The sequence below is a fragment of the Sediminitomix flava genome (assembly GCF_003149185.1).
In the GTDB taxonomy this organism is placed as follows: Bacteria; Bacteroidota; Bacteroidia; order Cytophagales; family Flammeovirgaceae; genus Sediminitomix; species Sediminitomix flava.
Genome location: NZ_QGDO01000001.1, coordinates 485,447 through 510,907, shown reverse-complemented (window position 1 = coordinate 510,907; position 25,461 = coordinate 485,447). Strand labels below are relative to the sequence as shown.

Sequence of the window (25,461 nt, the reverse complement as noted above, 5' to 3'; positions counted from 1 at the left end):
AATAGGAAAGATAATTATATACCACCTTCTTCATCATCCTCATATTTAGGATCCCAGAAGTATTCTATTTCACTACCATTTATTGTAAAACGCACAGTGTACTTATCTGCAGCCCCTGCAGAAGAAATAGGGGAAACCTTAGATAACCAAGTACCATCATCTTGGAGATTAGGTTTCTTACCTCCATTTTTTGAAAAAAGCCCACCTTTTTTAGTTGCCTCAGACTGAATATCAATGATCTGAATGCGGTCAAGTGGTTCAGTAGACATTGCAATATTTACAATGTGATCTCCCGGTGAAACTTTTGTGGTTAATTGTGCAGTACCGTAGCCATTTTCTTTTGTTCTACGTGCAGTATCATACATTGATATCAAATGATCTGGTACCTCGCCCCCTTGAGGATAGTCATCTAACAATACTTTTGTATTGATAATGGCGGTAATATAAATTTTTGCCATTAGAAAAAATTATAGGGTTACTTGCTTACTCTCTTGTAGGCTTTTCAGCTAATCGCCTTTAAAAAATACTAAAGAAATACTTTAGTCATAAACCGAACTAAAACTATTACAATCGCTCATAAAATCAAACTCTTAGCAACTATAATTTATACTTTATAGCTAAAAACTATAAAAAATCATCTTTTGAATCTTCTTTCAATGTCTTACTTCATGCTCCTCATACCTAAGTGAGGTTTTGAGCTTTAAGTAATGAAAGGAATTGAGCATCAAAAGTTTCAAGATTATGGATTATACTTCATAAAGGAGTTTTATAGAGATTCTCATTTTTTAGATTGCCTAGAGCAGTTTTCAGAACTAAAAATCATTTTATCTACTTGTAGGTGTAGGTAAGAAAAAGAGAGAAAAGCTGATTAACTAAGCTGAAAGTAAAAAATGCAATAACCTACTTACAAATAAGGGACTTAATTTAACCAACTAAGTCTGATATATAACCTAATTGATTAAGAGAGAGCCAAAAATTTAAAACCATTGAGCATACTTAATACTCTCTCAAACTATCTATTAACCTAATAAGAAACAACCTAATGAAACGACCTTTACTAACAACTTTGTCAATGATGGCATTTCTGCTGTTGTTGAGTGAATCTAACGTTTTTGCACAAAGGAAACTAGAAAGGTGTAATTGTGAAGAACCTTCTGGTAAACCATCAATCTCTGGAGCTGTCATTCCGACGGCACAACTCAAAATAAAAAATAATGGAGAAATAAAGATAGAGGGAGGGCTTGTCGTATATCAGTCTAGTCCTGAAGCAATCCGTTTTAAAAGCTCAGAGACTAGTCTAATTCAGACTAGCGGTGTGTATAAGGGAGTCGCTTTTGAAGCAAATAGTATACTGATCATTGATGCTGAAACTGTAAAGTTCAGTGATTTGAATTTTGAAGGAGGGGCAAATGACAGTTATACCATTTACATCAAAAAAGATGCAAAGCTGATTTTCCAAGATGAAGACCCTTTTTCGGGAGCAGAGGTAAAGGTTTTCAATGATGGGAAATTGGTTTTTAAGAAAGATGTGACTTTTGATAACGAATCTTTGGTTTACAACTCGTGTAGAATAGAATCTGAGAAGTCATTATCCCTCTCAGATGCCACATTAATTACAGATGGGACTGTATTAGGGGGGGAAGATTTGACCACGGAAAATTCATTAATCATAAACGCAGAAGGAACGCTCAACAATTGTGGAAGAATGCGTTTTCATACTTCAGCGAGTATTCAAGGGACAGTCAAAAATTGTTGTACACTTGTTGCTGATGGAAGCTTTGTGCTAACTGGAAATTCTGCACTCTTTGATAATTACGGGACGGTTATCGCCTGTAATTTCACGCTAGGAGAAGAAAATCAAGCATTAACTGTCGTTCCTTCAGGTCCGACATTAAATCTACAATCTTGTTCTAAGTTTATCACGCCAAGTTTGGCGACTTATTCGGGTAGTCTTAACGTAGATGGTTCTGCTTGTGTGGTATGTCAGCAAGCGGTCTTCAAAAAAGATTTAGATAATAGTTCTAATGTAGAAAAGATTTTTTCGGTAGAAGAATATAAAACACCAACTTCTGATGAACTGATTGGAAAGCCTAATGTGATCGACCCTTCTCTAATCGGATTAATTGATAATTCGAATACTGCAAATACATGTGTTTCAATTTATGATCCAGGAGATTTTATTCCATCAACAGTTATTGCAGCTGTTGAAATCCACCCGACTTATAAAGATATCATTTCAGTCTATCAGTCTGCAGACTCTGAAATTGCAGAACTTGATGATCTTTTGGAGGATAATTTCGTGAGAAAGTTTAGAAAACAGACTTTAAAAGAAGGGGATGAGAGGGTAATTATTGAATCAAGAATTAAAGATATTTATATACCAAGTAGTAATAAGTGTAATGAAAGAGTGATCTGTCTAGATATTATGCAATGCGGTGCAGACCTCGAATTATCATCTTATGAGTTTAAAGTACCTTCAAGTTATGACCTAAAAGCTTTAGGTATCAGTTATGATGATCCAGATTTTGAGATTGAAGATTTTTACTCTGGAGAAATGCTCAAGATTACTGATGATCTGACAACGCCGACTACTTTGGCTGCTATGAGTGCAGAATGTCCAGATATTCAATTTACAGTAGACCGAAAAACATCATCAAACTACAAGGGCTATAAAATAGAGAATATCAATTATTTGACGGGTTCTGAAAAAGGTGGAGAAGATTGTGAATCGATAACTATTGATTTTGAGGAGTATAATGCGGGGTATTCGGGCGGAAATCAAATAGATTTTAAAGACGGTTTTATCACTTCAAGCTTTGATCTTCCAAGCAAAAATGTTGCGATGATTTATGATACGGATGCAGTGCCTCCTACAGGTGATGATGGAGATTTGGCTAATGGTGATGGTAAAGTGTTGATCATTTCTGAGGATGGTGATGCTACAAACCCTGATGATAATGCAGGACCAGGTAGTCTCATATTTAATTTTGATTGTGATGTTAAAATTGAAAAACTGACTTGGATTGATCAAGAGGATGATCTGACGATTATTTTAAAGGATAAAGATAATGTTGAAATCTTAAATCAGACAGTAACAGGTTCGGGTGTAGATGGTGATGTTTCTGAGGTGATAATCAATTCGAGTAGTACAGCAGTGAGAACAATGGAGGTTGTTTTTGAAGGCTCTGGAGCTATAGATAATATCATTTATGAGAAATGTAACCGAGTACAAGAGCTGAAGACCTTAACACTTTGTCTTGAAGTAGATGCCGATGAAAATCTAGATTTTAAAGAATATTGGAAGGATTTTGATCTGAAAATTAAATCTAAATCTAGTGGAGATAGCAATGGTTTTATACGTATTGGCTGTGATTGGGAATGTTTATTTTATGATGATGAATGTGATGATATCGTAACTCCTGTTCAGCTTGTGTCTTTTGATGTGGACAGCTATCAGTCTGATGCATTGATTAGTTGGGAAACAGCATCAGAAATAAATAGTAGTCATTTTGAAGTGCAACGCAGTCAGCATGGAGTCAATTTTGAAAAGTTAATTGAAATTGAAGCCTTAGGAAACTCAGAGAGAATTTATCGCTATGAGTTTTTAGATGAAGAGCCATTAGCGGGTTACTCGTACTACAGAATCAAGCAGGTAGATAAAGATGGAAGTTATGAGTATTCTCCAACTAGAGCATACTTCAATAAGATCACAGAAATAGATGAGCCAATTCTTTATCCTAACCCTGCTTCTGAAGTATTGAATTTTAGTCAGATAGATAAATTCTTGTTGGGAGATGGAGAACTTTACCTGTACAATACAGAAGGTAAATTATTAGAGGTACAAAGTCTTGATCAAGACTTTCAAAAACTTGATGTCTCTGGATTAAACTATGGAATGTACATTGTTGAACTTAGAAATTCAACGAATAGTACGATCCTTAAATTCACGAAATAAAAAGGTCTTAAAATATAATTTTAGTAAATAAGGTTAATAGTTCACGATATGCCCAAGTAATTTACTTGGGTTTATTTTTATTCTAATTCTGTGGTTGGCAGGAAATCTGAGTCAGGGATACAAAGGGCATCATTATCAGTTAAATAACCATCTTGTAAGCTGATTCGAGTTAGTTCTGTCCCTTTTTTAAATACAAGTTGAATTCCATCTTCCTCTTCCCAATCACACTCACATGATACAATGATATAGATATCATTTTCGTCTTTCGTTCTTTGGCTTACAAAAACCTTGTAAGGGTGAATTACTTCCCAAAGTTTAGTAGAGCAGTTAGTTGAAATAGCATTATTTATAATACTTTCATTATTGATCGTTTGACAGTATTCTTTAAAATAAGCACAGAGTTGGGTGTTTAAAGGTGTTCGATCATTCAAATTCAAAAAGTCATGAATGGCACGGTCAGCCTTTTCAAGAAAGTTAGTATCTACTTTTGGGCGCAGATTCATAAAACTAAAAGTAATGTCTCTTTGTAGTAAAGGAACAAAGGTTTTGTTGCTTTTCCACCAACCTCTAAAGTGTTCGTAAGAGGAAATTGTTCCAAGACTAGGTAATTCGAAAGTCTTCATAGAAATCAATGTTTTTGGTAAAAGTCTGTTAGTAGTCTTTAAAATGTTGAATTGTCGTGCGCTTTACTATTTGTTCATATTCGGTGTGCAAATATAACTTTAGTATTAAGTATATGGAAGCGCCGATGAAAAACTTAACATTGGAATTGAATAGTTGGAATTCGTTTTTATAGCATTATGTGAATGTTAATTCTGTGTATGTGATATTTTAGGGTGATTTATTTTGTGATATTAAGATGTTGTAAGGGTTTTAATCGTATGTTAAGTTTTTTACTTTATAGTTTGAAACATTTGTAGAAATCAAATCTTAGAAATTTAAAGTAGTATTTAAATGATAATTACTTAAACTAAAAATCATCGTTTTGGCTTAGCTCAAGTAATTATCAATTCGCTGAAATAGTCGTTTTGCTTTATGAACTCTCTGTTGAGGTTTGATTTCTAATCGGCATTCCAGAAGTTTGAATGCCTTCAGTGTTTTGAACCCTAAAGAATTTAGAAACATAGAGAATGGAGCCTGCTACGAGTAATCCTAAACCAAGATTTGGATACGCAAACCAATCCTCACTAATTCCCATTTTAATAAAGACATAACCTCCTAGATATCCCCAAATTAGTAGTCTAAATATTTCAAGTGGAACAGACCATTTTTTTGCTTCTAAAATTCCACCCCAAGCTGTAATCATTAAAAAGAGGGCAACACTATAAAACCACCGTTCTTGTGTACTGAGAAGTACTTCTCCATCAATTCCTTTTATGTTGGTATTTACAGTAATGTACATGAAGAATAAACCTAGAAATACTTGGAAAACGAGATATGGCTTTGTCCCTTTGAATTGTTTACTCCTAAATTTGACTTGCTCATGAAGTGTATAACCTGGGCTTCCTTGATAATCTTTCGTGCTATCTAGTCCTCTAGGTCTCCACCCGAGAGGCATAAACCACACTTTAATTTTATCTATCCAATGCGGAGCGGCTACTGCATCTCTCCATATTTGTAACCAATATTGAAAGTAAATATTCGTAGGATCCCATGTTCTTGGAGGATGTGTGACTCCGTAGCAAACTTCTTTGTTCTCTTCTTCAAACGTTCCGAACATTTTATCCCAGATAATAAGAAATTCGCCAAAGTTTTTATCTAAGTATTGAGGATTAACTCCATGGTGTACTCTGTGATGGGAAGGGCTATTAAAGCATTTTTCAAACCAACCAAGTTTTGGGATCACTCTTGTATGATGCCAATAGGAAGCCAAAAGATGAAGTCCTACCATTGCATAAATTGTACTTGCATCCCATCCGATGAGTGGTAGAGGCCAAAAGAAAGTAAAGGCAAAAATACGTTGAGTTACACTCGCTCTAAGCCCGACGCCTAAGTTCATTTCTTCAGAAGAATGATGTGGCATATGTGCAGCCCAAAAAAGGTTGATGGTATGTCCGAGTCTATGAAACCAGTAAAATAGGAAATCTATCAGAAGTAGGAGCAGAGCTAAACTCCACCATGTGTTCTCAATTTTGAAATAAGCGTAATTGGAATGTAGCCATTCAAATGATTTTAGGATAACGGCTGCCACAACAAGGTTTACAGATTGATTTCCGATAGCTGTTCCAATATTAGCAACAGTATCTTGGAATTTGTAGTAACCATTTTTTTTCCAAAGACAATAAACAATTTCTAGTATAAGTAATCCGAGAATGATCGGTGCACTGATAATATAGACGTTAGTCGCAAAGTCACTCATAAAATAAGGGTTGAGAATGATGAATTAGGTATGTGGGTATTATAATTTAATAATAATGTTAATTATACACTAATTATAATAAGGATAAATGAAGTTCTTTTCACTTAAAATGTAGAGCGGTAAAAAATAAAAAATCCCAATCCATTTTACTGAATTGGGATTTATGAAAATGAAAGAATAGTTTTAAGCAAAGCTCAACTTTCGCTTGTTTATTCTTGAGAGCATCAATCTTAAGATGATAAGAATAAGAAATGATCCTACGACGATGAAATACCATTTAAAACTCTTCAAAGGTTTTCCTTCTGGTGAAATAAATTCATTCGTTTCAAATGAGAATACAGCCTCTTTTTGAGTTAGATTAAAGTTGTGGATATACTCTTGACCTTGTGATGCGATGCTTACAACTTTTACGGAATGTTTATGAGTATCAAAACCAGTGTTTCTAATGCTTAAAAATTCTGGTAGTTCATCAAGGTTTTCAATTGTAAATTTTCCTTCAAACTGCAAGCCATCAAATTGTAATCTTTCGGCTTTAAGGTTCAGTAGCGTTCCTTCATTTTCAAGTACAAAGTTACCTTTTATATGTCTACTTGTTTCTTCCAAGAACTTTAAGGAATTCAAGTTGATACCTTTTAATTCTGGATTTGAAGCATAAATAGCATCTCTGAGTGGACGAGTTTTCTGACTAAAAAATAGTTTCCAAGCATGATCTTCATATTTTAGTTTATATGTAGATAAGACTACAGTATGTGCTTTACTTTCAGTAGAAACAAATAAACTGAACAATGAAATGATCAGAATAAAAGGAAACGCTTTTACTTTGTCGTAGAATATCTTCATCATTTGATTATTTATTCCCGAAATCATTACTTGGAGTAGCGGTGAAGCATCTAGGTATTGATGGATAAGTATCGGTCATCACATAGATGTAGCCAAGTTCAGGGTCTTGATAGCCGTTACATTCATCTAAATCTCCTAAAGAAGAAACATATTCATAATCTTGTGTGTATGTGCCATCTGGACAACCATTTGGAGCAGAAATACCATCTCCACCTCTTTCCTCAGTTTTCAATCTGTAACTTGATGATAAAGCTACCACAGCACCATTTTTATTAGCATACTTGTAATAAATAGGATAACCATCTGCCGCCCAACCGATCTGAACAGGGCTAGAACCATCAATATTCATACTTGCAATAAATGCAGATGGAGTAGCATGATGGTGGTACATCCCCGAAGGAAATACGTGTGAATTGTTACAGTCAGTACCAAGGTTGATCTCAGAACTTAATGCATTTTCATTCCACTCAGTATTATCTAGGCCTGTTTCTGTATTGATAAAGAATTCTGCGGCTATCGGTGCCAATAATATTCCATTGTATAAAACTCCGAATCTGTATTGAGGAGCACCATTTTCATTTGTAAGTAGAGTTACATCTTGGTTTACTTCTGGATTGACTGCGATTGAATAAGTACTGTTTACTTCAGTTATCGTATGTGGGTTTCCTTTGTTCGGAAATTGCCCAACATCATGATTTGGGATAGCGTTGGTGTTGATTGTTCTAAATTTACCAGATACTTCTTCTTCGTAAATAGATGCAACTCCTAATACATTTTGAATGTCTATGGTACAATTGGTCGGGTCTAAGTCTATCGAATAAGTATCTGAAGTTGAACATTCTGCAACTTGTTCAGAGTCGTTATCCAAAATACTCAAATTGATTGATGCATTAGAAATACTTAAGTTTTCTTGATCAGCTTGAAGCGTGATTACAATAGTTTCTTCTCCTTCAACTTCATTATCATCGATTGCTGAAAGTGTAATAGATGCTGATTGTTGCCCGTTTTCTATTACTCTTGTTTCAGATATTTCATAATCAGAATCAAGTGTAGCAGTACTTGATGTTTTCAGTTCGAAAGGAATCGCTTCACCTTGATTAATCTTATCGAGTTTTACAGTAAGGTTTGCAATGCCGCCATTTTCTTCAATCTTAGATTTTGATGAAGAAATCGACATTTGATATGAAATAGTTGATTCTTCTTGTTCTGTTTCTTCAGTAGCACAACTTGTAAAAAATCCTATTGCTAAGCATAGTACTAGTTTAAAGCAATTCTTCATTTTGTAAAATTTTGAGTAAATAGTTTTAGTTGAATGAGTCGGAACGATGATGTATTGACTCGTATAGCTTTGGTTGAAAAATTTTGAAGAGCAGAAAGATAAACTTGAGTTCGTTAATGATCTTTGGTTTTTATCTTCTTTCAGTAATCTTTCTATCTCTGAGTTATTTTTGATAATGTATAATGTTATGATCAATTCTTTTTAGTAACGAGTATAACTATTGTATTATTTTGATGATTCTAAATTAAAAAATTAGAGCTAAGGATACGATTAAGATCAATGAATTGGAGTTTTTCATCTACGAATCTTAGTTTTTATCCTTTTGAGCTATGGTACTCTCAATGTATGTGCTTGAAGTGGAGGAGTGCTATTTCGTTTCTCGAATATAGTTTGCAATTGATTTTTTTAATGATTGTAGTTAATCTTCATTTTATCTAAAAAATAAAATGACCACACCGAAATGGCGTGGTCATTGAAAATGTATTCTGTTGATTACTTAAAACTATCGTTCTTAAATTCCTTATTTTGTTGCTTGGAATTCACAAGTATCGCCATAATTTGAGTGCATATCACCTTTTACAGTTCTTACTTGAATATTATAAACAACATCTGTTTGAGCGCCTTGGAAGTTCTTCAATTTTACAAATCTAGAAGTTGTTTTCACTGTAGCTGTAAAATCATTTGCTTCATCTGTGATGATAAATTCGTAGCTATCAACTCCATCAGCTGCGTCAGCCCAAATCATATCTTCCATGCTACCGTCCATACGACCACATTCGTTGTTAGATACTTGAGTTGTTGGTAAACTTGGATCTAAATTTGGGTCTTCTTTCGGATCATTTGATTCTTCTCCTCCAACTTGGAATTCACAAACTTCGCCATATCCACCTCTTTCATCACCAATGATTGCTCTAACTGAGATTTGGTAAACCACATTTTCTTGAGCCCCAGCAAAGTCTTTCAACTTCATGAATCTTCCACTTTTAATTAAAGTCTCCGAATATCCAGTTTCTGAACTTTCCACTTTAAATTCATAAGCTGTTGCTCCGTCTACTTCATTAGCCCAAATCATGTCTTCCATACTACCGTCCATACGGCCACATTCGTTATCAGAAACTTTTGTCAATGGAATATCTGGGTTGATATCGCCATCTCCTGGATCAGTTGGAGGATTTTCACCTTCATAACCTGACTCGAATGCTCCTACGTCATATCCGTTACCTTGAGGTCTTGGATTACCATCTAAGTCTGTTCTGATACCAAGATGAGCAACGTCTAAACCAGCGTCAATTGCCTCAGCACCATCAGAAAGTCTGTATCCACTTGAGAAACCTGCTTGATCTACTGTTTCGTAAGTAAGGTTGTTACTATTTGTCAGCATGGCAGCATCTTCATTGTTTGCCAAGTGAATGTAATCTCTATCTCCAAGTCCTTCACCTACTACTTTTGCTACAATGTTATTGGCAACCCAGTCACGAGTATCTTCATTACCTAGTGTACTTTTGAAGTTTACTAAACGAATACCAAAGTGACCCGTGTTAACTACTGTGTTATTTACAATTTGATATCCTGTACGTCCTTCATCAGCATTAAAGTCATTTACATAAATACCATCATAACCAGGATTTTCAATTAGGTTGTTGAAAAGAGCTACATCACCATCACCTTTCACTTGAATACCGATACCATCACCTGTTTTGATATGGTTGTTGTAGAATTTACCTACCGTTTCGTAACCAATATCCATTCCTGAGTTTTGGTTAGGATTCTTTTCAGTACCGTAGTTTGTAATTGTGTTGTTATAAACTTCTACGTCGCGGTATGCTCTGTTCACTTGGATACCATCCCAAAGTGTATTCTCAACTCTGTTGTTATAAACTTTAAGTCCAGCTATAAGGTGAGGCATAGCCACTCCACCCTCTACAGGGATACCATCTCCGGTATAACCAATATACAATCCTTCTCCTCCTACGTCATGTACATAGTTATCATGTACAGAAACATTCTTCATCTCAAAGTTCTCTCTCCAAACTTCTGGGTTAAAAGTCTTAGGGTCAGATTTAATTACAATACCCGAGTGAGTACTTTTAAATACTTCGATATGATCTATTTCAAAATCTGTAGAAACACCATAAACTTCTACCGCATGCTCTCCACGGCTAGCATTGCTACCATCTACAGCAATACCGTAATTATCTCCGCTACCACTACCTGTAAAGCGGAAGTTTGAACTATCTATAATTTTTACAACAGTACTATAAGCGTTAGTACCAATATTTACTTTTCCTCCGTAGTTGATAATTGTAACAGGGTTTCCACTGTTACCATGGATATTTTTAATGTTAAGGTCAGGATAATCACCAGCTTCTAGCGCGATGACTGTTCCACCTTTTGCATCTACTACAAATTCATTATCGCCTGCTGTTTCAGCATCTCCGTTTATAGTAGCAGTACCTGCTGGTACCAAATAATCATAGTTTATTGTTGATGCACTTACTGATACCGTATCAATTAAGTTTTCGTCTTCTTTATCGTCACATGCAGTAAATGACAATAAAGCTAAGATTCCTAAGGCACTAATTTTTGTCCTTGAATTTGCGAATAAGTTTTTTGCGGTAAAAGTTTTAAATATCATGTTATGTCTGTTAGTTATCACTTTTTGTCTACTGTGTCTTGATTGAGGTAAGCTATTGTTTCTGAGTGCTTAACTTGTTTTCAAGATTTGGAATACACCACTATAAACTTGGACTTTCACGTAATTGATACATCTATTTATGCTTGTTAGCCTCTGTTAAATCTTGTATAGAAATGGCTGTTAATTTCTAGTGAAAATTAAATAAATGTGTTGAATGATTGTGAATAACGAGTGGTTTGTATGTTCGGAGGCTATTATGGAAGCTCAAGCTCAAAAGTGCATTTGAATAGAATTTCTGTAAAAGAAAAAAAGCTAACTCCAGTTGGAGCTAGCCTTTTTAATGAGCTTATCTATATACTTATTTTTTCAGAATTCAATTATTTATTTGCTTGGAACTCACAAGAGTCTCCGTAAGCCGAATGTTTTTCACCTTTTACTGTTCTTATTTTTATTTCATAGGTTACATTCGTTTGTGCTGTCTTGAAATCTTTCAATTTCACGAAGGCTGATTCAGAAATTACAGACTCTTCCTCTTCTGTATCTGGATTAATGATTGTAAATTCATAACTGTCTACATCTTTTACTTTATCAGCCCAAAGCATATCTTCCATTTTACCGTCTAATCTGCCACATTCATCTGCTGAAAGTTGAGTGATTGGTAAACTAGTATCTAAGTTTGGATCGTTTTCTGGATCATTTTCAGCATCACCACCCACTTGGAACTCACAAGTATTTCCATATACACCTCTGTCTTCTCCAATAATAGCTCTAACTACGATCGTGTATACTACATTAGCCTTAGTTCCTTGGAAATCTTTCAGTTTTACAAACCTTGCAGTTGTTACTTTTGATTGACTATATCCTTCATCTGTATTTGAAACTAAAAACTCATACGATGTAGCACCTTCTACTTCATCAGCCCAAAGCATATCTTCCATACTACCGTCCATTCGTCCACACTCATTGGCAGTAAGTTGTGTTTGAGTAATATCAGGATTACCAATTACACCATTATCAGGGTCGGGAGTGGTTCCATCATCTGGGTCAGTTGGGTTACCACTATGACCAGACTCATAAGCACCAACATCATAACCATTTCCTTGTGGTCTTGCATTACCGTTGAAGTCAGACCTAATACCAAGTGAAGCTACATCCATACCGCCATCTACACCTTCAGCACCGTCAGATAATTCATAGCCATTTGTAAAGCTGGCTTCGTCAACAGATTGGTATGTAAGGTTATTGTTGTTGTAAAGCATAGCTTTTGTTTCATCATTTGCAAGGTGAATAAAGTCTCTATCCCCTAAACCTTCACCTACAACCTTTGCAACAACATTATTTACAACCCAGTCTCTGGTATTATCGTCTCCGTAGGTACTTTTGAAGTTCACTAAACGAATCCCGAAGTGGCCAGAATTTACGACAGTATTATTGACAATCTTGTAACCTGGACGCCCATTTTCTGCATTGTAGTCATTGGCATAAATACCATCATAACCTGCATTCAAGACAACGTTATTGTATAAGAATACATCACCAATACCTTTTACTTGGATACCGATACCATCACCACCATCTACTTTGTTATTGTAGAATCTACCCACTGTTTCATAACCAATATCAAGTCCTGTATTTTGATTTGAGTTTTTCTCCAAACCATAATTCGAGATACTGTTATTGTAAACTTCTACATCACTATGTGCTCTGTTAATCTGAATACCATCCCACTGAGAGTTTTCAACCTTATTATTATAAACTCTTAGACCTGAAATCAAGTGAGGCATTGCAGTTCCTCCACCTTCAACAGCAACACCGTCTCCAGTGTATCCAATATAAATACCTTCCCCTCCTGTATCATGGAAATAGTTATCATGAACTGAGATATTTTTCATTTCGAAGTTTTCTCTCCAAACTTCTGGGTTAAATGATTTAGGGTCAGATTTAATTACCAATCCAGCAAAGGTACTTCTAAAAGCTTCAATGTGGTCAATTTCAAAGTCGGATGAAACACCATAAACTTCCATGGTGTGTTCTCCTGTTTTGGCATTACTACCGTCAATAGAAATACCATAAGAATCGCCACTACCACTACCTGTAAATCGGAAGTTTGTACAGTCAATCACTTTTACTACTGTACTGTAAGCATTAGTACCAATATTTACTTTTCCTCCATAGTTGATAATTGTAACAGGATTTCCCGAACTACCATGAAGGTTTTTCAAGTTCAAATCGGGATAATCACCAGCTTCCAGTGCTATCACTGTACCTGGCTTTGCATCAACTACAAAATCATTTTTGTCTGCATTTTCACTGTCTCCATTAATAGAGGCAGTACCTGCAGGTACGAGATAGTCGTACTGTACAGAAGTTGAAGCACTCGTAGTAACTTGGTCGTATAAGGCTTCATCTTCATCGTCCTGACAAGAGGCTAATGCTAACATAGAACAGAGTCCGATACCAGCAATTCTAATTTTAGAATTCGTAAACAACGCTCTTGTATTTCTTAGTACATTTCTCATAGATAAGACTGTTTGTTGTTGTATTTCAGATTCTTGTTTCTTGATTTTTCAAATTCTCATGATTTTCATGATTTGAAATACATCAGCAAAACCGCCTCAACTGAGAAATAAGTGATTCCTTTAAAGTTTGTTCGTGCTCATTAAAGCTTATATGGAAATAGCTGTGAACAAATAGCAGTCATTAAGTTAAATATTTTAACGCTTGTGAATAACGGAGGGTGTATGATAATGAAAGAGGTGACCTCTTTTGAAGTCACCTCTTTCATTATTGTAGTCTTAATAAATAGGAGTGGAGCTGTTAGCTCAATCCTTCAATCTGACCATCTACTAAGTCAATGTGTAAAGCTTGTGGTTCTTTTGGGAGACCTGGCATTCTCATAATATTACCAGCAATCACTACAATGAAGCCTGCTCCACTATTAATTACAAAGTCTTCGATATGCAGTGTGTGATCTTTCACAGCGCCGTATGCTTTAGCATCGTCTGAGAATGAATACTGAGTTTTGGCGATACAGATCGGTAAGTTTTCAAATCCTAAACGTTTGATACGTTTCAAGCGAAGCTGTGCTGTATTGCTCAATTCTATATCCTTTGCTCTATAGATACTTTTAGCAACTTTCTCAATTTTAGTTTCGATACTGTCTTCTAGTTCGTATGTAAAAGAAAGTGGTTTAGACTCATCTTCTTCAATGGCATCTACAACAGTTTGTGCAAGATTAACGGCTCCTTCTCCACCTTCTACAAAACTATTATTGATGGCAAAACGGATTCCCATATCAGTTGCCCAATCTTTCACAAGTTGGATTTCTTCCTCAGTATCGAAATAGTATTTATTGAAGGTAAGAATAACTGTTTGTCCGAAATTCTTAAGGTTTTCTACATGAACTTTTACATTCTCCAAACCTTTTCTTAGTCCTTCGGCATTAGGCTGTTTAATTTCTTTTTCATCAACTCCTCCGTGCATTTTTAATGCTTGAGATGTTGCTACAAGTACTGAAGCTGATGGAGAAATACCTGCAGCTCTACATTTGATATTCAAGAATTTTTCAGCACCAAGGTCAGCACCAAAACCAGCTTCAGTAATGACGTAGTCTCCATGATTGAGAGCTACTTTTGTGGCGATGACAGAATTACAACCATGAGCAATATTGGCGAAAGGCCCTCCGTGTACAAAGGCCGCAGAATGTTCTGTTGTTTGTACCAAGTTAGGATCAAGGGCATCTTTCAGAAGTACAGTGATAGCTCCACTTATGTTGAGGTCTTTTACGTAGAAAGCATCATTGGAATGAGTATAACCTAATAAGATGTTATCAATTCTGTTTCTTAAATCTTCAATATCTTTCGAAAGACAGAAGATCGCCATGATTTCAGAGGCAGGGGTGATGTCAAACCCTGATTCGGTAGGAATACCATTTGAAATACCTCCCATACCTGTCACGATGTTTCTTAAAGATCGATCATTGACATCTAAAACTCTTTTCCATACAATTTGCTTGAGTTGTTTATCTGTTCCTTTGTTTTGAAATTGATAATTGTCAAGCAAGGCAGAAATCATATTGTGTGCAGAAGTGATCGCATGGAAATCACCCGTAAAGTGAAGATTGATATTTTCCATTGGAAGCACTTGTGCGTATCCTCCTCCTGCAGCTCCGCCCTTCATTCCGAAGCAAGGGCCTAAAGATGGTTCTCTTAAAGCAACAACTGTTTTCTTTCCTATCTTTTCTAACCCTAACGAAAGCCCAATAGAGACGGTCGTTTTGCCAATACCAGCTTTGGTAGGAGTGATAGCAGATACTAAGATTAGTTTGCCTTTTTTATCTTTCTTCTCAGCTAATTGATGTGGTACTTTAGCTATATATTTTCCGTAAGGAATAAGGTCATCATTTTGAATCCCGATCTTTTCAGCAATAGCCGAAATAGGTAATAATGTGGTTTCTCTTGCTATTTGAATATCTGTCTTCATCCTTAGTAATGTGTGAATAGATTGTGTTTATCTTTTATTGTAAAGCTTCTACACTCCTGTAACAAAGCATAGATATTTTACTGCTTGTTAATTCTAATACAAGTTAGTAGAAATCAGTAAAAGGAATTATGCCCAAAATTACCTTCTTGAAAAATACATTTACAAAAAACTGATATTCAATCATTAATCATTGATAATAATGGCCTTAACTATTGAGTTATTAACAATTTTTTTAGAAATTATATAATGTAATATTTTTTTGAACCCAAATTTTTAAATCGTGATCAATACTGTTGTTAGCAAAATCAGAAAGCACAACTATAAAGAAGCCCAAGAAATTTTGATCAATGTTTTGAAGGCAGATCAAAAGCATTCACCTAAGATTTTTGAATTACTGAGTGATTGCTATTTTGGAATGGGGGATATACGAGAAGCCGTAGCAGCTGCTGAACTTGGAATTCGGGAGGCAATAACTGAAGGGAATTTGAGGTCTACACTCTTTTCGCATCAGCAAGGACTAAATAAAATCAATGAAGGATTAAAGGAAGTGAAGGCAGGGGGATACAACACTGAGGCAATTCTTTTTATAAAGGATAATTGTAAAAAGCTGATTGCTAATGAATGCTTTGAAGTGGCTATTTATCAATTGCGCAATCTTGCAGAGGCAAGAATGATCAAGACTACAAAGATTTTATGGATTGGTCAATTACTAAAAGAAGTCTATTTTTCTTCCAAGGCTAAGAAGCTCAGAGCTGAATTTGATGAATTATTACTCTCAGAAATTCTTTTCTATTACTTGAAGTCTTGCAAACTCTTTGAGCCAGAATACAATGTGGTAAGGGAAGAACTGAAAAAAGTAAAAAGTGAAGAAAGTATTATTCCTTCTTAATTGTGTTTGCTTATTCTAACGGGTTTACCTTTGGGGCTAAAAAAAGTGTTTACCTACTAGAATTTGAGATAAACACTTCATATTATTTATATCGAAATTTTAAGCTAAATCGAAGCCTGAAATGTAGGTTGGTCTTCTTTCAATTTCTTTATAGACATCTTCACCAACTTCTGAATTTTTGACGATTACTGTAGCTTTGTTATTACCCGCAAACTTATCAAGTAAGCCTTTACTTGGTATTGTATCGATCAAATCATGTAATGAAGAAGTGATATCTGCCCACATATTTATACTGTGGTATCCAGTAATCGCACAAACTGATTCTAATAAAGTTGAGAAACGATCTTCATAACCTTTTTTACAATAAATACTGTCTGAAGCTAAGAAACTATATTTTTCTGGATTGAATAATTTTGAAAGAAAAGGCAATTTAGCACCAAAGTTAAGGATAAATTTACCCGTTAATCCATTCATTTCTTCCATAACCCAATGTGCAGGAGTTACTTGAATACCAGCTATGATTTCTCCTTTTTCTTTTAGAACAAAATACTGATTGTTTCTAAAGGTATTTTCAAGGGTATAAAAACCATAATCCTTATAGTAATCTTGAAGAAGGCCTGTCATTTGCGCTTCATCTTCTTTTGCTAAAACATCTACATTCTTATCTCTTTTAGGATAGAATCTACTGAAAATAGAGGTAGTGAATTCGCCTACAGGTTGAAAACCAAATCGCTCACACATTTCAGCTGAACGTACATTCTCCATTTCAACATAAGCATAGAAAACAGCATTTCCTTCTTCAGGGAAACTGTCATGCTCTAGTTTGTTGAAAATCATGTCCAATAAAACATTCGATTTTTGTCTTTTTTGAGACTCTCTTCCTTTTCTTCTGAACTTCTCATTAAAAGAAAAATAACGGACATGATAAGCTGAAGTAGGACTTGGAGCATGTAAAATAGGACGTTCGCAAATGGTGATTGTTCCCATCAAATTCCCATTTCTTCGTAGTGCAAGAAAATATGGATTGGCAACTTGATGAATATAATCAGGAGTGTCTAGATGTTTATACTGAATAGAGCCTGGTGTACCAAATAACGTGGATGAAACTAAATCTACTATATCTTGCTCGGGTTCTTCAGTTCTTACTAACGACATCCCCCCTCTTTCAAACAGTACTTCTTTATTCATATCGACTCTAATTAAGGAATTGGTTTTTTATCTAATCCAAATCAACCTTAGCTATAAGGTTTTGTAGTTTCTTAAAGGAAAAGTGCAACTTTCATTTCATTTCCCGATTAGAATAATGGCCTAATAAATGTTCGCATATTTGCCATTTAGCAAATAGTTGTCTACAAACATCATTGATTTCAATAGATTATTACGTGAATAAGTGTAAATTATTTCACATTATAAATATTTTAGGGCTTTTTATGAGAAATTTTTTAACAAATCGTAGAATTGAGTAAGATCTTTTCTTTAGAGGAATATTGGTCAGTTTTTCAGAGTAAAGCGTACAATACCTTTGTGTTATTCTAAACACACGACAACTTAATTTTACAAACTCATGGCAAAATGTCCACATTGTGGCTCTGAAAGCAAATTGATTAAAGTGACTGATATCTATAAAACAACTAACACAAACTTTGAATGTGAACATTGCCAGAAAGATATCTTCTTGGCAGACCAAGATGAGTTTGGGGAAACTTTAGATAGGATTAAATCAATATTTAAGATAACGATAATCTCTTCTCTAGTACTTATTGGTATAAAGCCAATTGCAGTACCTTTCGTTTTGATGATGGGAGCATTTTCTGCAAGTAAAGTAGCTAAGGTATATGAGAAATCTCAATGTTTAGTCAAATACTCTTATAAGCAGTTGATCGCTGATAAAGCATAAGTATAATAGAATAATTGTAATAACTTGAAATCGCTGAGGACAATAGAGTTTTTAATTCTATTGTCCTTTTTATGTCTGAATGATTTAGCTAGCAAAAGATAAGTCTTTCTTAGGTTCTGGTGTCATCGTTGTGAATGTAAAGTTAGCTAAGACACTTGTAATGAACATGACCATAAATGGTGCAGCAAAACCATAGCCTTCAAATAAACCTACGATAAGCCCCATTACTGCTCCAAACCCAAACTTTGTAACACCAAAAAGTGCATTTGCAACACCTGCGTTTTTAGGGAAAAATGCTAAACAACAAGCATCTACATTTCCGAAAACAAAGCCTAATGATGCTACATAGATTACATTTAAAGGTAAAATAACATAGAGGTTCGGTTGGCTTTCGAAAGCAGTGTATAAAAACAGTAAACTTCCTGCCGTAAGCATTTGAAGCAAGCCGATTTTAAGTAATCTTTTGGGCTGCCATTTCTTTACCAAATGACTACTCGTTTTACTTAACACGATCATAAAGCACACATTTGCACCAAAATAAATAGGGAACATTGATTCAGAAATTTTGAAATGTTCCATATAAATAAATGATGCTTTCGTTATGAAAGTAAACATTCCTGCTGTAGCGAATGAACCTGTAAGCAAATACCCAAAACCTTGTCTGTGTTTGAAGACAGTTGTATAACTTTGAAGTACTTGTTTGAAGGATACTTTTTCTCTTTTCACTTTTTTCTGATCAAGTAATGATGCTACAGCTACAAAAAGGAATAATGCATAACCTGATAAGAAATAGAAAATGTAATCCCATTCCCCAAATTTTATAATAAATGAACCGATAAGTGGTGCAACCATTGGTGCTATCATCATGATACTTGCTACAGTCGATAAAATACGTGCGCTATCTTTAGGTTCAAAGCGATCTCGTACAATAGCCGCAGCATTTACGGCTACAAATCCACCACCAAAAGCTTCAATAAATCTACAAATCAGCATTCCTTCAATAGAAGGGACATTTAAGATGCCTAATGTAGCGAAGGTAAAAATAATGAGTCCAAGTAAAGTAGTTTGTTTACGACCGTATTGGTCAGAAATAAATCCACCAAATAATTGTCCTAAACCAAAGCCTAGAAAAAAGATACTAACCGTAGCTTCAGCCATATGTAAACTAACTCCAAATGCCTCAGCAATACTTGGCATGGCAGGTAAGTACATATCAATACTCAATGGAGTAATTGCTACAATAGCACTTAATAATAGGATGAGTGATGATTGACTTAATTTCATTCTTTAGTTCTTGTTCTATTTGAAGTTTGAGTGGCAAAATTAGGTGATCATTTACTTACTACAATTAGCTTATGTAAAGTAAAAAATCGTAACTAATACGCTTATAAGCTCATTTGGAGATGTACTTGAAGCTAGTTTTGAAATAAGTCTGAATAAGATATTACTTAAGTAATAAAAGCTTTTAATGCATTGATATTCTTCAACTTTTCAGTTTGAGTCTACGTTTTTTAGATACAAATTCGGGCCAAATTATCTAGCTTATGTCGCATCAGGAAAGTACAAATCAAATCGTAAAGAAAATCGAGTCGTCAATTTCTAAGGGGAAGTCTAAAAAAATTACGCTTGGAGATGTGGTGAGTTTTACGGGGAATAATACTGATGAAGCAAAATATGCGTTAGATAAAATGCTCGAAAAGTATCATTGTCAATTGCAAGTGACCGATGAAGGGGGATTAATCTATAATTTTGGAGATGCACTCCGACTAAGAAATAGTAAAACTCTGAAAGAAAAATGGGAAGATGTAAAAGGCTACTTATGGGAGTTTTTTGTCCTGTTTTTTAAAGTTTGGATAGCCCTAATGTTAGTTGTTTACTTCGTGATTTTTTTAGCATTATTGGTTGCAAGTATCGTATTACAGTTTTCTGGTAGTTCGGATGATGATGATAGAGGTTCGTCTGGACAGGGAGTTTCAATCAGCCCAACAATGATGTTTTTTATGACGGATTTACTTCGAGGGTTTAATTTGATGACGATGTTCAGAGGGGAAAGGTATCGTTATGAACAAACACATCGTGAGCATAAAGTAAAGAATAAAAAGAGTTTCTTACAGTCCGTTTATGATTTTGTGTTTGGCCCTCCTTCCGCTCCAAAAGACCCACTTCTTCAACATAAAAAAATGGCAAACTTCATAAGAGAGAATAAAGGAGTGGCTATTGAAACAGAAGCAACTGCTCTGACTGGTTTTACAGGGGAAAGGGCTGCTGATTTTTATTCTGATGTGATTGTGAGATTTGGAGGAGAGCCTCAAATTCACGATAAAGGAGTCTTGTTTGCTAAGTTTGAAGAATTAAAATTGAGTTCTTCTCAAGCTTATGATGAGGCATATCAGTGGTTTTGGGATCAATCTTCTAAAATTCCGAACTTGACAGGAAATAGTTCTTCGACAAATACATGGATAGTTGGTATAAATCTTTTTAACCTTTTAGCATCTGTTTATATTCTGAATGCGAGTTATGATCCTGAGTTATATCAAGCTATAGGAGAGCAGGTTAATACTGTTCGAGTTTTCTTGGGATGGATTCCAATGGCCTTTTCCTTTGTATTTTTTGCAGTTCCAGGGCTTCGATATTGGTCTATGAAAAAGAAAAAACACAAAGAGCAGAAAGATGCTGTCAGAAAGGAGCTATTTCAAATCATTTTCACAGAATCAGATGCAGTTATTGAGCGTTCTTACCTAATCAAAAATGCAGAAATAGCAGGAGAAGACCTCTCTGAATCTTTTATTGAAGATGTGGTAGAAGAAGTCGCATTAGATCTTGAGGCTGATGTAAATGTCGATCAAGAAGGTCGAACAGTCTATGATTTTTCAATTTTAAAAGATAAAGTCAAAATTGTAGAATCCATCAGACAGCAAGAAGCCTTATAAGTTTTTATTCAAGACTTTGTTCAGAAAATATTGCATGGCAGGTACTTGCTTTATTTTTCGTTGATACAAAGCACGATCTTCAGAAGTAGTCGATAAGAAATATGCTGTTAACCAGTCTGTATCAGGAATACTTTCCTGTAATGTATCAAAAGAATGCGTGAACGGCAGCATTGTAAGTCCTTCTACATCATATCCGTATAGACAAAGGTATGCCGTTAGGTATTTTAGAAAACTACCATTGTCGTACCAAAGCATTGTATTATTGGCTTTCAATAATTTTTGGTAGCCAATATTTAGGGGTTCTATAAAAGATTTTACATTTCCACTTCTAGTGTAATTTAAAAGAGCTTCTCTAGCTTTTGAACGCATGATCAGCGCTTTCTCATCATAGATTTTCAGTTTGTAATGAACTAGATAAGCTTTGTTGTATTTCCCTGCATAGAACATGGCATCAAAAAGATCATAACCAACATTTAAGAGAAGGTCTTCCTTATTCTTAATTTGTTTCCAAAGTGGAGAAAACTCATCTTCTAGACTCACCATTTTACCAAGAAGACCAAGGTATTTTAGACGGTAAGCTCTGAAATAAATATCATTGGGTTTCTTAGATAAGAATCGGTCACAGAACACAATAGCCTCTTCTCTAGCGAGTGGAACATCGAGTTGAAAAGGTTGTAGCCCTTCTAGCTGAAAGATTTCTTGCTTTACAAAAAGTGTCTCAAAGATGAGCTTAGCCTCTTTTGTATTATGAGGAGTTTCAGGGTTTTGTAGAACCCAATTCATAAGTTTATCTCTGAGCATGAAATTGGCAAAGGAATTTCGGAATAAACGAGCTAGATTCTTTCCTTCAGCCCAATTCCCATTATAAAGATCGTTTAGCCATCTGAAAGCTTTCAGTTCAGTCATTTCACTGAAAAGTCCTTCTTCCAATATTTCATTTACTTTTTCGTAATCATTTTTTACAAAATAGGCTTCAGCTACACTGATTTTTATACTTTCTTCCTCTTTTAAATATTCTGGAATTTTATCGTAAAGGCTTTCTAATTCATCGTATTTGGCTAATCTAGCTTTTGACTGAAAAAGACCATTATAAAGTTGAGCTTCTAAATCAGGGAAATCTTGATAGCTCTTTCGACTTGTTTCTGAATTATAAGTCTCAATACCAGTCTGAAAAGCTTCTTCCATAAGTTGAAAGTTCTCTTCAAATTGATATCTGATACCACTTAAGAAGTAGTAAAATGATGTCTTTTGATGTTCTAAAGTCTCTACTTTCTTAAGGTCATCAGAAAATGCAGATTGCATGATTTTGTATTCATTTTCTAGCCTTTTTTCAAGTACAAAACGTTGGCGAGAATGTACAGAATTTTGGTAGTTACTAGAATATCCTTCGGTGTAAAGTGTATTGAATAATGACGTACTCAATTTATCTTCGTACCCTTTTTTACGAACATATGCTCTGTAGAGATAAGCATGAGCCGCACTGTCTTTAGAAATTGCTAATTGCGTAAACTCTAGCTGTTTTTTCCAATCAAGTCTGAAAGTACTTGCTTTATAAAGGTAGGCTTCACTCCATTCGGGACAAACCCCAATTAAAGAATCAATCTTTAGCTCAAGTTCTTTTTGAGAATATGACTTAAGCTTAGATTCAAATCCATTTTCACAATCAGATTGAGCAAAAATAGAAGTTGAAAATGATATTAAAATAAAACAGAGCAATAGTGACTTCATAATCCTTATTTCACACCTTAGAATACTGCAAATTTAACTTTGAATATATCTAAGAAAAAGGAATGAGTCAACTAAAGTGAAAATGCATTAAAATAAAACAGTAAATCTGAAGACTTCTCTTCAGATTTACTGTGTATTCTAGTTCTTTATGCTGCGCTTTTCACTTGATCTTTTACCTTGTTCAGTTTCTTTTTGAACTTTTTAGATGCAATCTCAAATTCTTGATGCAGTTTATCTCTTTTTTCCTTGTTCTTGTTTTCTACTGACTTTTCGAACTTCTGAAATTTTTTCTCAAGTTCACTTTTCTGAACTTTAAGGTTCTTTACATTTTTTTTGTAATCAGACTTGAGATCTTTCGCTACTTTTTTGTCTTTCTTTTCAAGTGTCTCAAGCTGATCGATGAATTTGTTCACTTTTCTGTGGGCGTTTTTTCTTAGCTTTTTATAGTCCATAGTTAGTTTAGCGTTTACGAGTTTGAGTTTATTTACTGTATGAATAGTTTGTAAATAAGTCTAGTTATAAACTTAAAGTTGCAATCGGCTATTAATTTTTCATGTACTTGTACTTTTCTGAATAAGAATAAAGAAAAGTGTCTTATGCTGTCTTTTTGAGCTATTAAATTTTAGTGTCTTCTTGAAATATTTTAAGATTTCAAGAAGAAGATTAATTAAAGAAATAAAGCACTTTTTATGTCTATATTTTCATGAAATGACCTTATGCCAATTCCCTTTTTTTCATTGTCTTTTTGTTAACTTCTAAGAACAGCTATACTCGATTAGCTGAAATAAAAATCTTCTAATTAGTTCGTAAATGATTGAAAGTAAAGAGATAGGGTTGGCTTTAAGTGGAGGTGGAATTAGAGGGGCAATTCATGTAGGTTTTCTGGATGCCTTTGAAAGTTATAGACCCAATGTAAAGGCTGTAGCAGGAACAAGTGCAGGTTCAATAGTAGGCGCATTTTATTGTGCTGGATTTACCTCGAAAGAAATAATGGCATTATTCAAAGGAACTAGCTTACGTTCATTCGTGAGTTGGAATGGATTCCGAAAAGGTTTGATGGAAATGTCAGGTCTGAAGAAACTTTTAGAACAGCATATACCAAAAGATTTCAGTGAATTAGAAAAACCTTTTGCGGTCACCGCTTGTGCATTGGATGAGGAGGAGTTGCTTGTGATTGAAGAGGGGGATTTACATCAAGCTGTTTTAGCTTCTTGTTCTATTCCAATCATTTTTCAAACTGTTGAGATAAACGGCCGAGCTTGTGTAGATGGAGGTGTTCTAAATAGTTTGCCAGCTGATGTACTTCATGGAAGAGTGGATCAAGTGATAGGGGTGCATTTGAATAACATGCGTTACCCGAGCAGTAAGCAGGATAATTTATTGGTCTTGGCAGAAAAAGTATTTTTAATGTCTGTTCGTCATAATGTAAAGCGAAACCTCAAGTACTGTGATTATTTTGTTTCTCCCGAAATAGAACATACTTCTGTTTTAGACTTTGATAAGATTGAAAGACTTTACCATATAGGAGTAAAAACAGGACGAGACTTTGTGAAAAATCCTACCTTATTCACCAAGAAAGAATTTAAGCCTCAAGGAAAATTATAGAAAATTAGGATGACTAGAAACTATTTTTGTAGCATTTAGTATAACCCTATAAGTGGGACTACTAAATATTACAAAATGGATAGCAACAATATTGGCTTAGCTTTGAGTGGCGGAGGAATTAGAGGGGCGATGCATATTGGCTTTTTAGAAGCTACTGAAAAGTTTAGACCTCAAATTTCAGCCGTAGCAGGTACTAGTATAGGTTCTATAATTGGTGCTTTTTATGCTGCTGGTTATACGTCTCAACAAATGCTAAATCTATTCAAACAACAGTCTTTATTTTCAATAGTTGGTTGGTCTGGTTTTACTAATCAAGTGGGATTGATGGAGATGAGTGGGCTACAAAAGATTTTAGAAAAGTATCTACCCAAAGATTTTTCAGAATTAGAGAAACCATTTACAGCAATTGCTACCGAGCTAGAGTCCGAAAAAGTTTTAGTTATCGATAATGGTAATCTTCATGAAGCAGTTATTGCCTCATGTTCTATCCCAATACTTTTTAAGCCCGTTCAAATTCAAGGAAAAGAATGTGTGGATGGAGGTGTTCTAATGAATTTACCAGCTAATGTATTGATAAATCAAACGGATAAGATCATTGGTGTGGATATCAATAAGATGTATTACCCTGAAAACTATCATAGTCTCCGTGTTTTTGCTGAAAAAATATTTATGATGAGCATCAGAGGAAATACAGAAATCAGTAAGCAGTACTGTGATTATATCATTGAGCCTAATATGCCACATGTAGGAGCTCTAGACTTTAAAGGAATGGAATTGTATTATCAAGCAGGTTTGAATGTGGGAAAGGAGTTTCGAGATTCGCCAGAAAAATTCTTGAACCCAAATAAAGTAAAGTTCTAAG

General features: G+C 34.8%; 18 protein-coding genes. 6 read left to right on the top strand and 12 right to left on the bottom strand.

What is annotated here, in order from left to right; all coding sequences use genetic code 11:
• Positions 1-14 precede the first annotated feature (14 nt).
• Positions 15-458: a hypothetical protein gene (locus BC781_RS01900; protein ID WP_109615556.1), complete on the bottom strand. Its 444-nt coding sequence runs from the start codon at positions 456-458 to the stop codon at positions 15-17.
• 584 nt (positions 459-1,042) lie between these two features.
• Here BC781_RS01900 and BC781_RS01895 point away from each other — a divergent pair.
• The gene (locus BC781_RS01895; RefSeq protein ID WP_109615555.1) at positions 1,043-3,955 is read left to right on the top strand and encodes a T9SS type A sorting domain-containing protein; all 2,913 of its coding nucleotides are present in this window, start codon (positions 1,043-1,045) and stop codon (positions 3,953-3,955) included.
• 77 nt (positions 3,956-4,032) lie between these two features.
• On the opposite strand, the gene BC781_RS01890 is transcribed toward BC781_RS01895, so the two are convergent.
• The 7 genes from BC781_RS01890 to BC781_RS01860 all read right to left on the bottom strand — a co-directional run bounded on the left by BC781_RS01890 (position 4,033) and on the right by BC781_RS01860 (position 15,550).
• Complete coding sequence (locus tag BC781_RS01890; protein WP_109615554.1) at positions 4,033-4,578, bottom strand: DUF6985 domain-containing protein; 546 nt, start codon at positions 4,576-4,578, stop codon at positions 4,033-4,035.
• A gap of 410 nt (positions 4,579-4,988) precedes the next feature.
• Positions 4,989-6,314 carry a sterol desaturase family protein gene (locus tag BC781_RS01885; protein ID WP_109615553.1) on the bottom strand — a complete coding sequence of 442 codons (1,326 nt, stop codon included), beginning with the start codon at positions 6,312-6,314 and terminating at the stop codon, positions 4,989-4,991.
• A gap of 183 nt (positions 6,315-6,497) precedes the next feature.
• Positions 6,498-7,157 carry a hypothetical protein gene (locus BC781_RS01880; protein ID WP_146201597.1) on the bottom strand — a complete coding sequence of 220 codons (660 nt, stop codon included), beginning with the start codon at positions 7,155-7,157 and terminating at the stop codon, positions 6,498-6,500.
• A 4-nt stretch (positions 7,158-7,161) separates the two neighbouring features.
• Positions 7,162-8,433 carry a YHYH protein gene (locus BC781_RS01875; protein WP_146201596.1) on the bottom strand — a complete coding sequence of 424 codons (1,272 nt, stop codon included), beginning with the start codon at positions 8,431-8,433 and terminating at the stop codon, positions 7,162-7,164.
• Between the two features lie 520 nt (positions 8,434-8,953).
• The gene (locus BC781_RS01870) at positions 8,954-11,068 is read right to left on the bottom strand and encodes a right-handed parallel beta-helix repeat-containing protein (RefSeq protein ID WP_109615550.1); all 2,115 of its coding nucleotides are present in this window, start codon (positions 11,066-11,068) and stop codon (positions 8,954-8,956) included.
• Between the two features lie 377 nt (positions 11,069-11,445).
• A complete protein-coding gene (locus tag BC781_RS01865) occupies positions 11,446-13,587 on the bottom strand; it encodes a right-handed parallel beta-helix repeat-containing protein (RefSeq protein WP_109615549.1) in 2,142 nt (713 codons plus the stop codon).
• A 298-nt stretch (positions 13,588-13,885) separates the two neighbouring features.
• Complete coding sequence (locus BC781_RS01860) at positions 13,886-15,550, bottom strand: formate--tetrahydrofolate ligase (RefSeq protein ID WP_109615548.1); 1,665 nt, start codon at positions 15,548-15,550, stop codon at positions 13,886-13,888.
• 280 nt (positions 15,551-15,830) lie between these two features.
• On the opposite strand from BC781_RS01860, the gene BC781_RS01855 reads away from it, so the two are divergent.
• Positions 15,831-16,439, top strand: a complete 609-nt coding sequence (locus BC781_RS01855; protein WP_109615547.1) for a hypothetical protein — start codon at positions 15,831-15,833, stop codon at positions 16,437-16,439.
• A gap of 99 nt (positions 16,440-16,538) precedes the next feature.
• On the opposite strand, the gene BC781_RS01850 is transcribed toward BC781_RS01855, so the two are convergent.
• Complete coding sequence (locus BC781_RS01850; protein WP_109615546.1) at positions 16,539-17,627, bottom strand: GNAT family N-acetyltransferase; 1,089 nt, start codon at positions 17,625-17,627, stop codon at positions 16,539-16,541.
• A gap of 376 nt (positions 17,628-18,003) precedes the next feature.
• Here BC781_RS01850 and BC781_RS01845 point away from each other — a divergent pair, with 376 nt between their 5' ends.
• On the top strand, positions 18,004-18,336 hold the full coding sequence (locus BC781_RS01845) for a transposase (RefSeq protein ID WP_109615545.1): 333 nt from the start codon (positions 18,004-18,006) through the stop codon (positions 18,334-18,336).
• A gap of 84 nt (positions 18,337-18,420) precedes the next feature.
• Here the strand turns inward: BC781_RS01845 and BC781_RS01840 are convergent, their stop codons facing one another.
• Positions 18,421-19,620, bottom strand: a complete 1,200-nt coding sequence (locus BC781_RS01840; protein WP_109615544.1) for a multidrug effflux MFS transporter — start codon at positions 19,618-19,620, stop codon at positions 18,421-18,423.
• A gap of 260 nt (positions 19,621-19,880) precedes the next feature.
• On the opposite strand from BC781_RS01840, the gene BC781_RS01835 reads away from it, so the two are divergent.
• Positions 19,881-21,266, top strand: a complete 1,386-nt coding sequence (locus tag BC781_RS01835; RefSeq protein ID WP_109615543.1) for a hypothetical protein — start codon at positions 19,881-19,883, stop codon at positions 21,264-21,266.
• Here the strand turns inward: BC781_RS01835 and BC781_RS01830 are convergent.
• Both BC781_RS01830 and BC781_RS01825 read right to left on the bottom strand, forming a co-directional pair.
• Positions 21,261-22,994 (bottom strand): hypothetical protein, encoded by a 1,734-nt coding sequence (locus BC781_RS01830; RefSeq protein ID WP_109615542.1) that lies wholly within the window; start codon positions 22,992-22,994, stop codon positions 21,261-21,263. The two genes, BC781_RS01835 and BC781_RS01830, sit on opposite strands and share 6 nt — an antisense overlap.
• Positions 22,995-23,140: 146 nt before the next feature.
• The gene (locus BC781_RS01825) at positions 23,141-23,446 is read right to left on the bottom strand and encodes a hypothetical protein (protein WP_109615541.1); all 306 of its coding nucleotides are present in this window, start codon (positions 23,444-23,446) and stop codon (positions 23,141-23,143) included.
• A gap of 358 nt (positions 23,447-23,804) precedes the next feature.
• On the opposite strand from BC781_RS01825, the gene BC781_RS01820 reads away from it, so the two are divergent.
• Positions 23,805-24,599, top strand: coding sequence for a patatin-like phospholipase family protein (locus tag BC781_RS01820; protein ID WP_109615540.1), 795 nt, complete (start codon positions 23,805-23,807; stop codon positions 24,597-24,599).
• Between the two features lie 75 nt (positions 24,600-24,674).
• Entirely contained in the window at positions 24,675-25,460 is a 786-nt protein-coding gene (locus BC781_RS01815) for a patatin-like phospholipase family protein (protein ID WP_109615539.1), read from the top strand.
• Position 25,461 lies beyond the last annotated feature (1 nt).

What these genes read in the sequence shown, in the direction of transcription:
- BC781_RS01870 (WP_109615550.1), bottom strand. Translation starts at nt 11,068, where the DNA reads ATGATATTTAAAACTTTTACCGCAAAAAACTTATTCGCAAATTCAAGG.
- BC781_RS01830 (WP_109615542.1), bottom strand. Translation starts at nt 22,994, where the DNA reads ATGAAGTCACTATTGCTCTGTTTTATTTTAATATCATTTTCAACTTCT.
- BC781_RS01880 (WP_146201597.1), bottom strand. Translation starts at nt 7,157, where the DNA reads ATGATGAAGATATTCTACGACAAAGTAAAAGCGTTTCCTTTTATTCTG.
- BC781_RS01895 (WP_109615555.1), top strand. Translation starts at nt 1,043, where the DNA reads ATGAAACGACCTTTACTAACAACTTTGTCAATGATGGCATTTCTGCTG.
- BC781_RS01850 (WP_109615546.1), bottom strand. Translation starts at nt 17,627, where the DNA reads ATGAATAAAGAAGTACTGTTTGAAAGAGGGGGGATGTCGTTAGTAAGA.
- BC781_RS01820 (WP_109615540.1), top strand. Translation starts at nt 23,805, where the DNA reads ATGATTGAAAGTAAAGAGATAGGGTTGGCTTTAAGTGGAGGTGGAATT.
- BC781_RS01875 (WP_146201596.1), bottom strand. Translation starts at nt 8,433, where the DNA reads ATGAAGAATTGCTTTAAACTAGTACTATGCTTAGCAATAGGATTTTTT.
- BC781_RS01815 (WP_109615539.1), top strand. Translation starts at nt 24,675, where the DNA reads ATGGATAGCAACAATATTGGCTTAGCTTTGAGTGGCGGAGGAATTAGA.
- BC781_RS01845 (WP_109615545.1), top strand. Translation starts at nt 18,004, where the DNA reads ATGGCAAAATGTCCACATTGTGGCTCTGAAAGCAAATTGATTAAAGTG.
- BC781_RS01890 (WP_109615554.1), bottom strand. Translation starts at nt 4,578, where the DNA reads ATGAAGACTTTCGAATTACCTAGTCTTGGAACAATTTCCTCTTACGAA.
- BC781_RS01885 (WP_109615553.1), bottom strand. Translation starts at nt 6,314, where the DNA reads ATGAGTGACTTTGCGACTAACGTCTATATTATCAGTGCACCGATCATT.
- BC781_RS01825 (WP_109615541.1), bottom strand. Translation starts at nt 23,446, where the DNA reads ATGGACTATAAAAAGCTAAGAAAAAACGCCCACAGAAAAGTGAACAAA.
- BC781_RS01835 (WP_109615543.1), top strand. Translation starts at nt 19,881, where the DNA reads ATGTCGCATCAGGAAAGTACAAATCAAATCGTAAAGAAAATCGAGTCG.
- BC781_RS01900 (WP_109615556.1), bottom strand. Translation starts at nt 458, where the DNA reads ATGGCAAAAATTTATATTACCGCCATTATCAATACAAAAGTATTGTTA.
- BC781_RS01840 (WP_109615544.1), bottom strand. Translation starts at nt 19,620, where the DNA reads ATGAAATTAAGTCAATCATCACTCATCCTATTATTAAGTGCTATTGTA.
- BC781_RS01860 (WP_109615548.1), bottom strand. Translation starts at nt 15,550, where the DNA reads ATGAAGACAGATATTCAAATAGCAAGAGAAACCACATTATTACCTATT.
- BC781_RS01865 (WP_109615549.1), bottom strand. Translation starts at nt 13,587, where the DNA reads ATGAGAAATGTACTAAGAAATACAAGAGCGTTGTTTACGAATTCTAAA.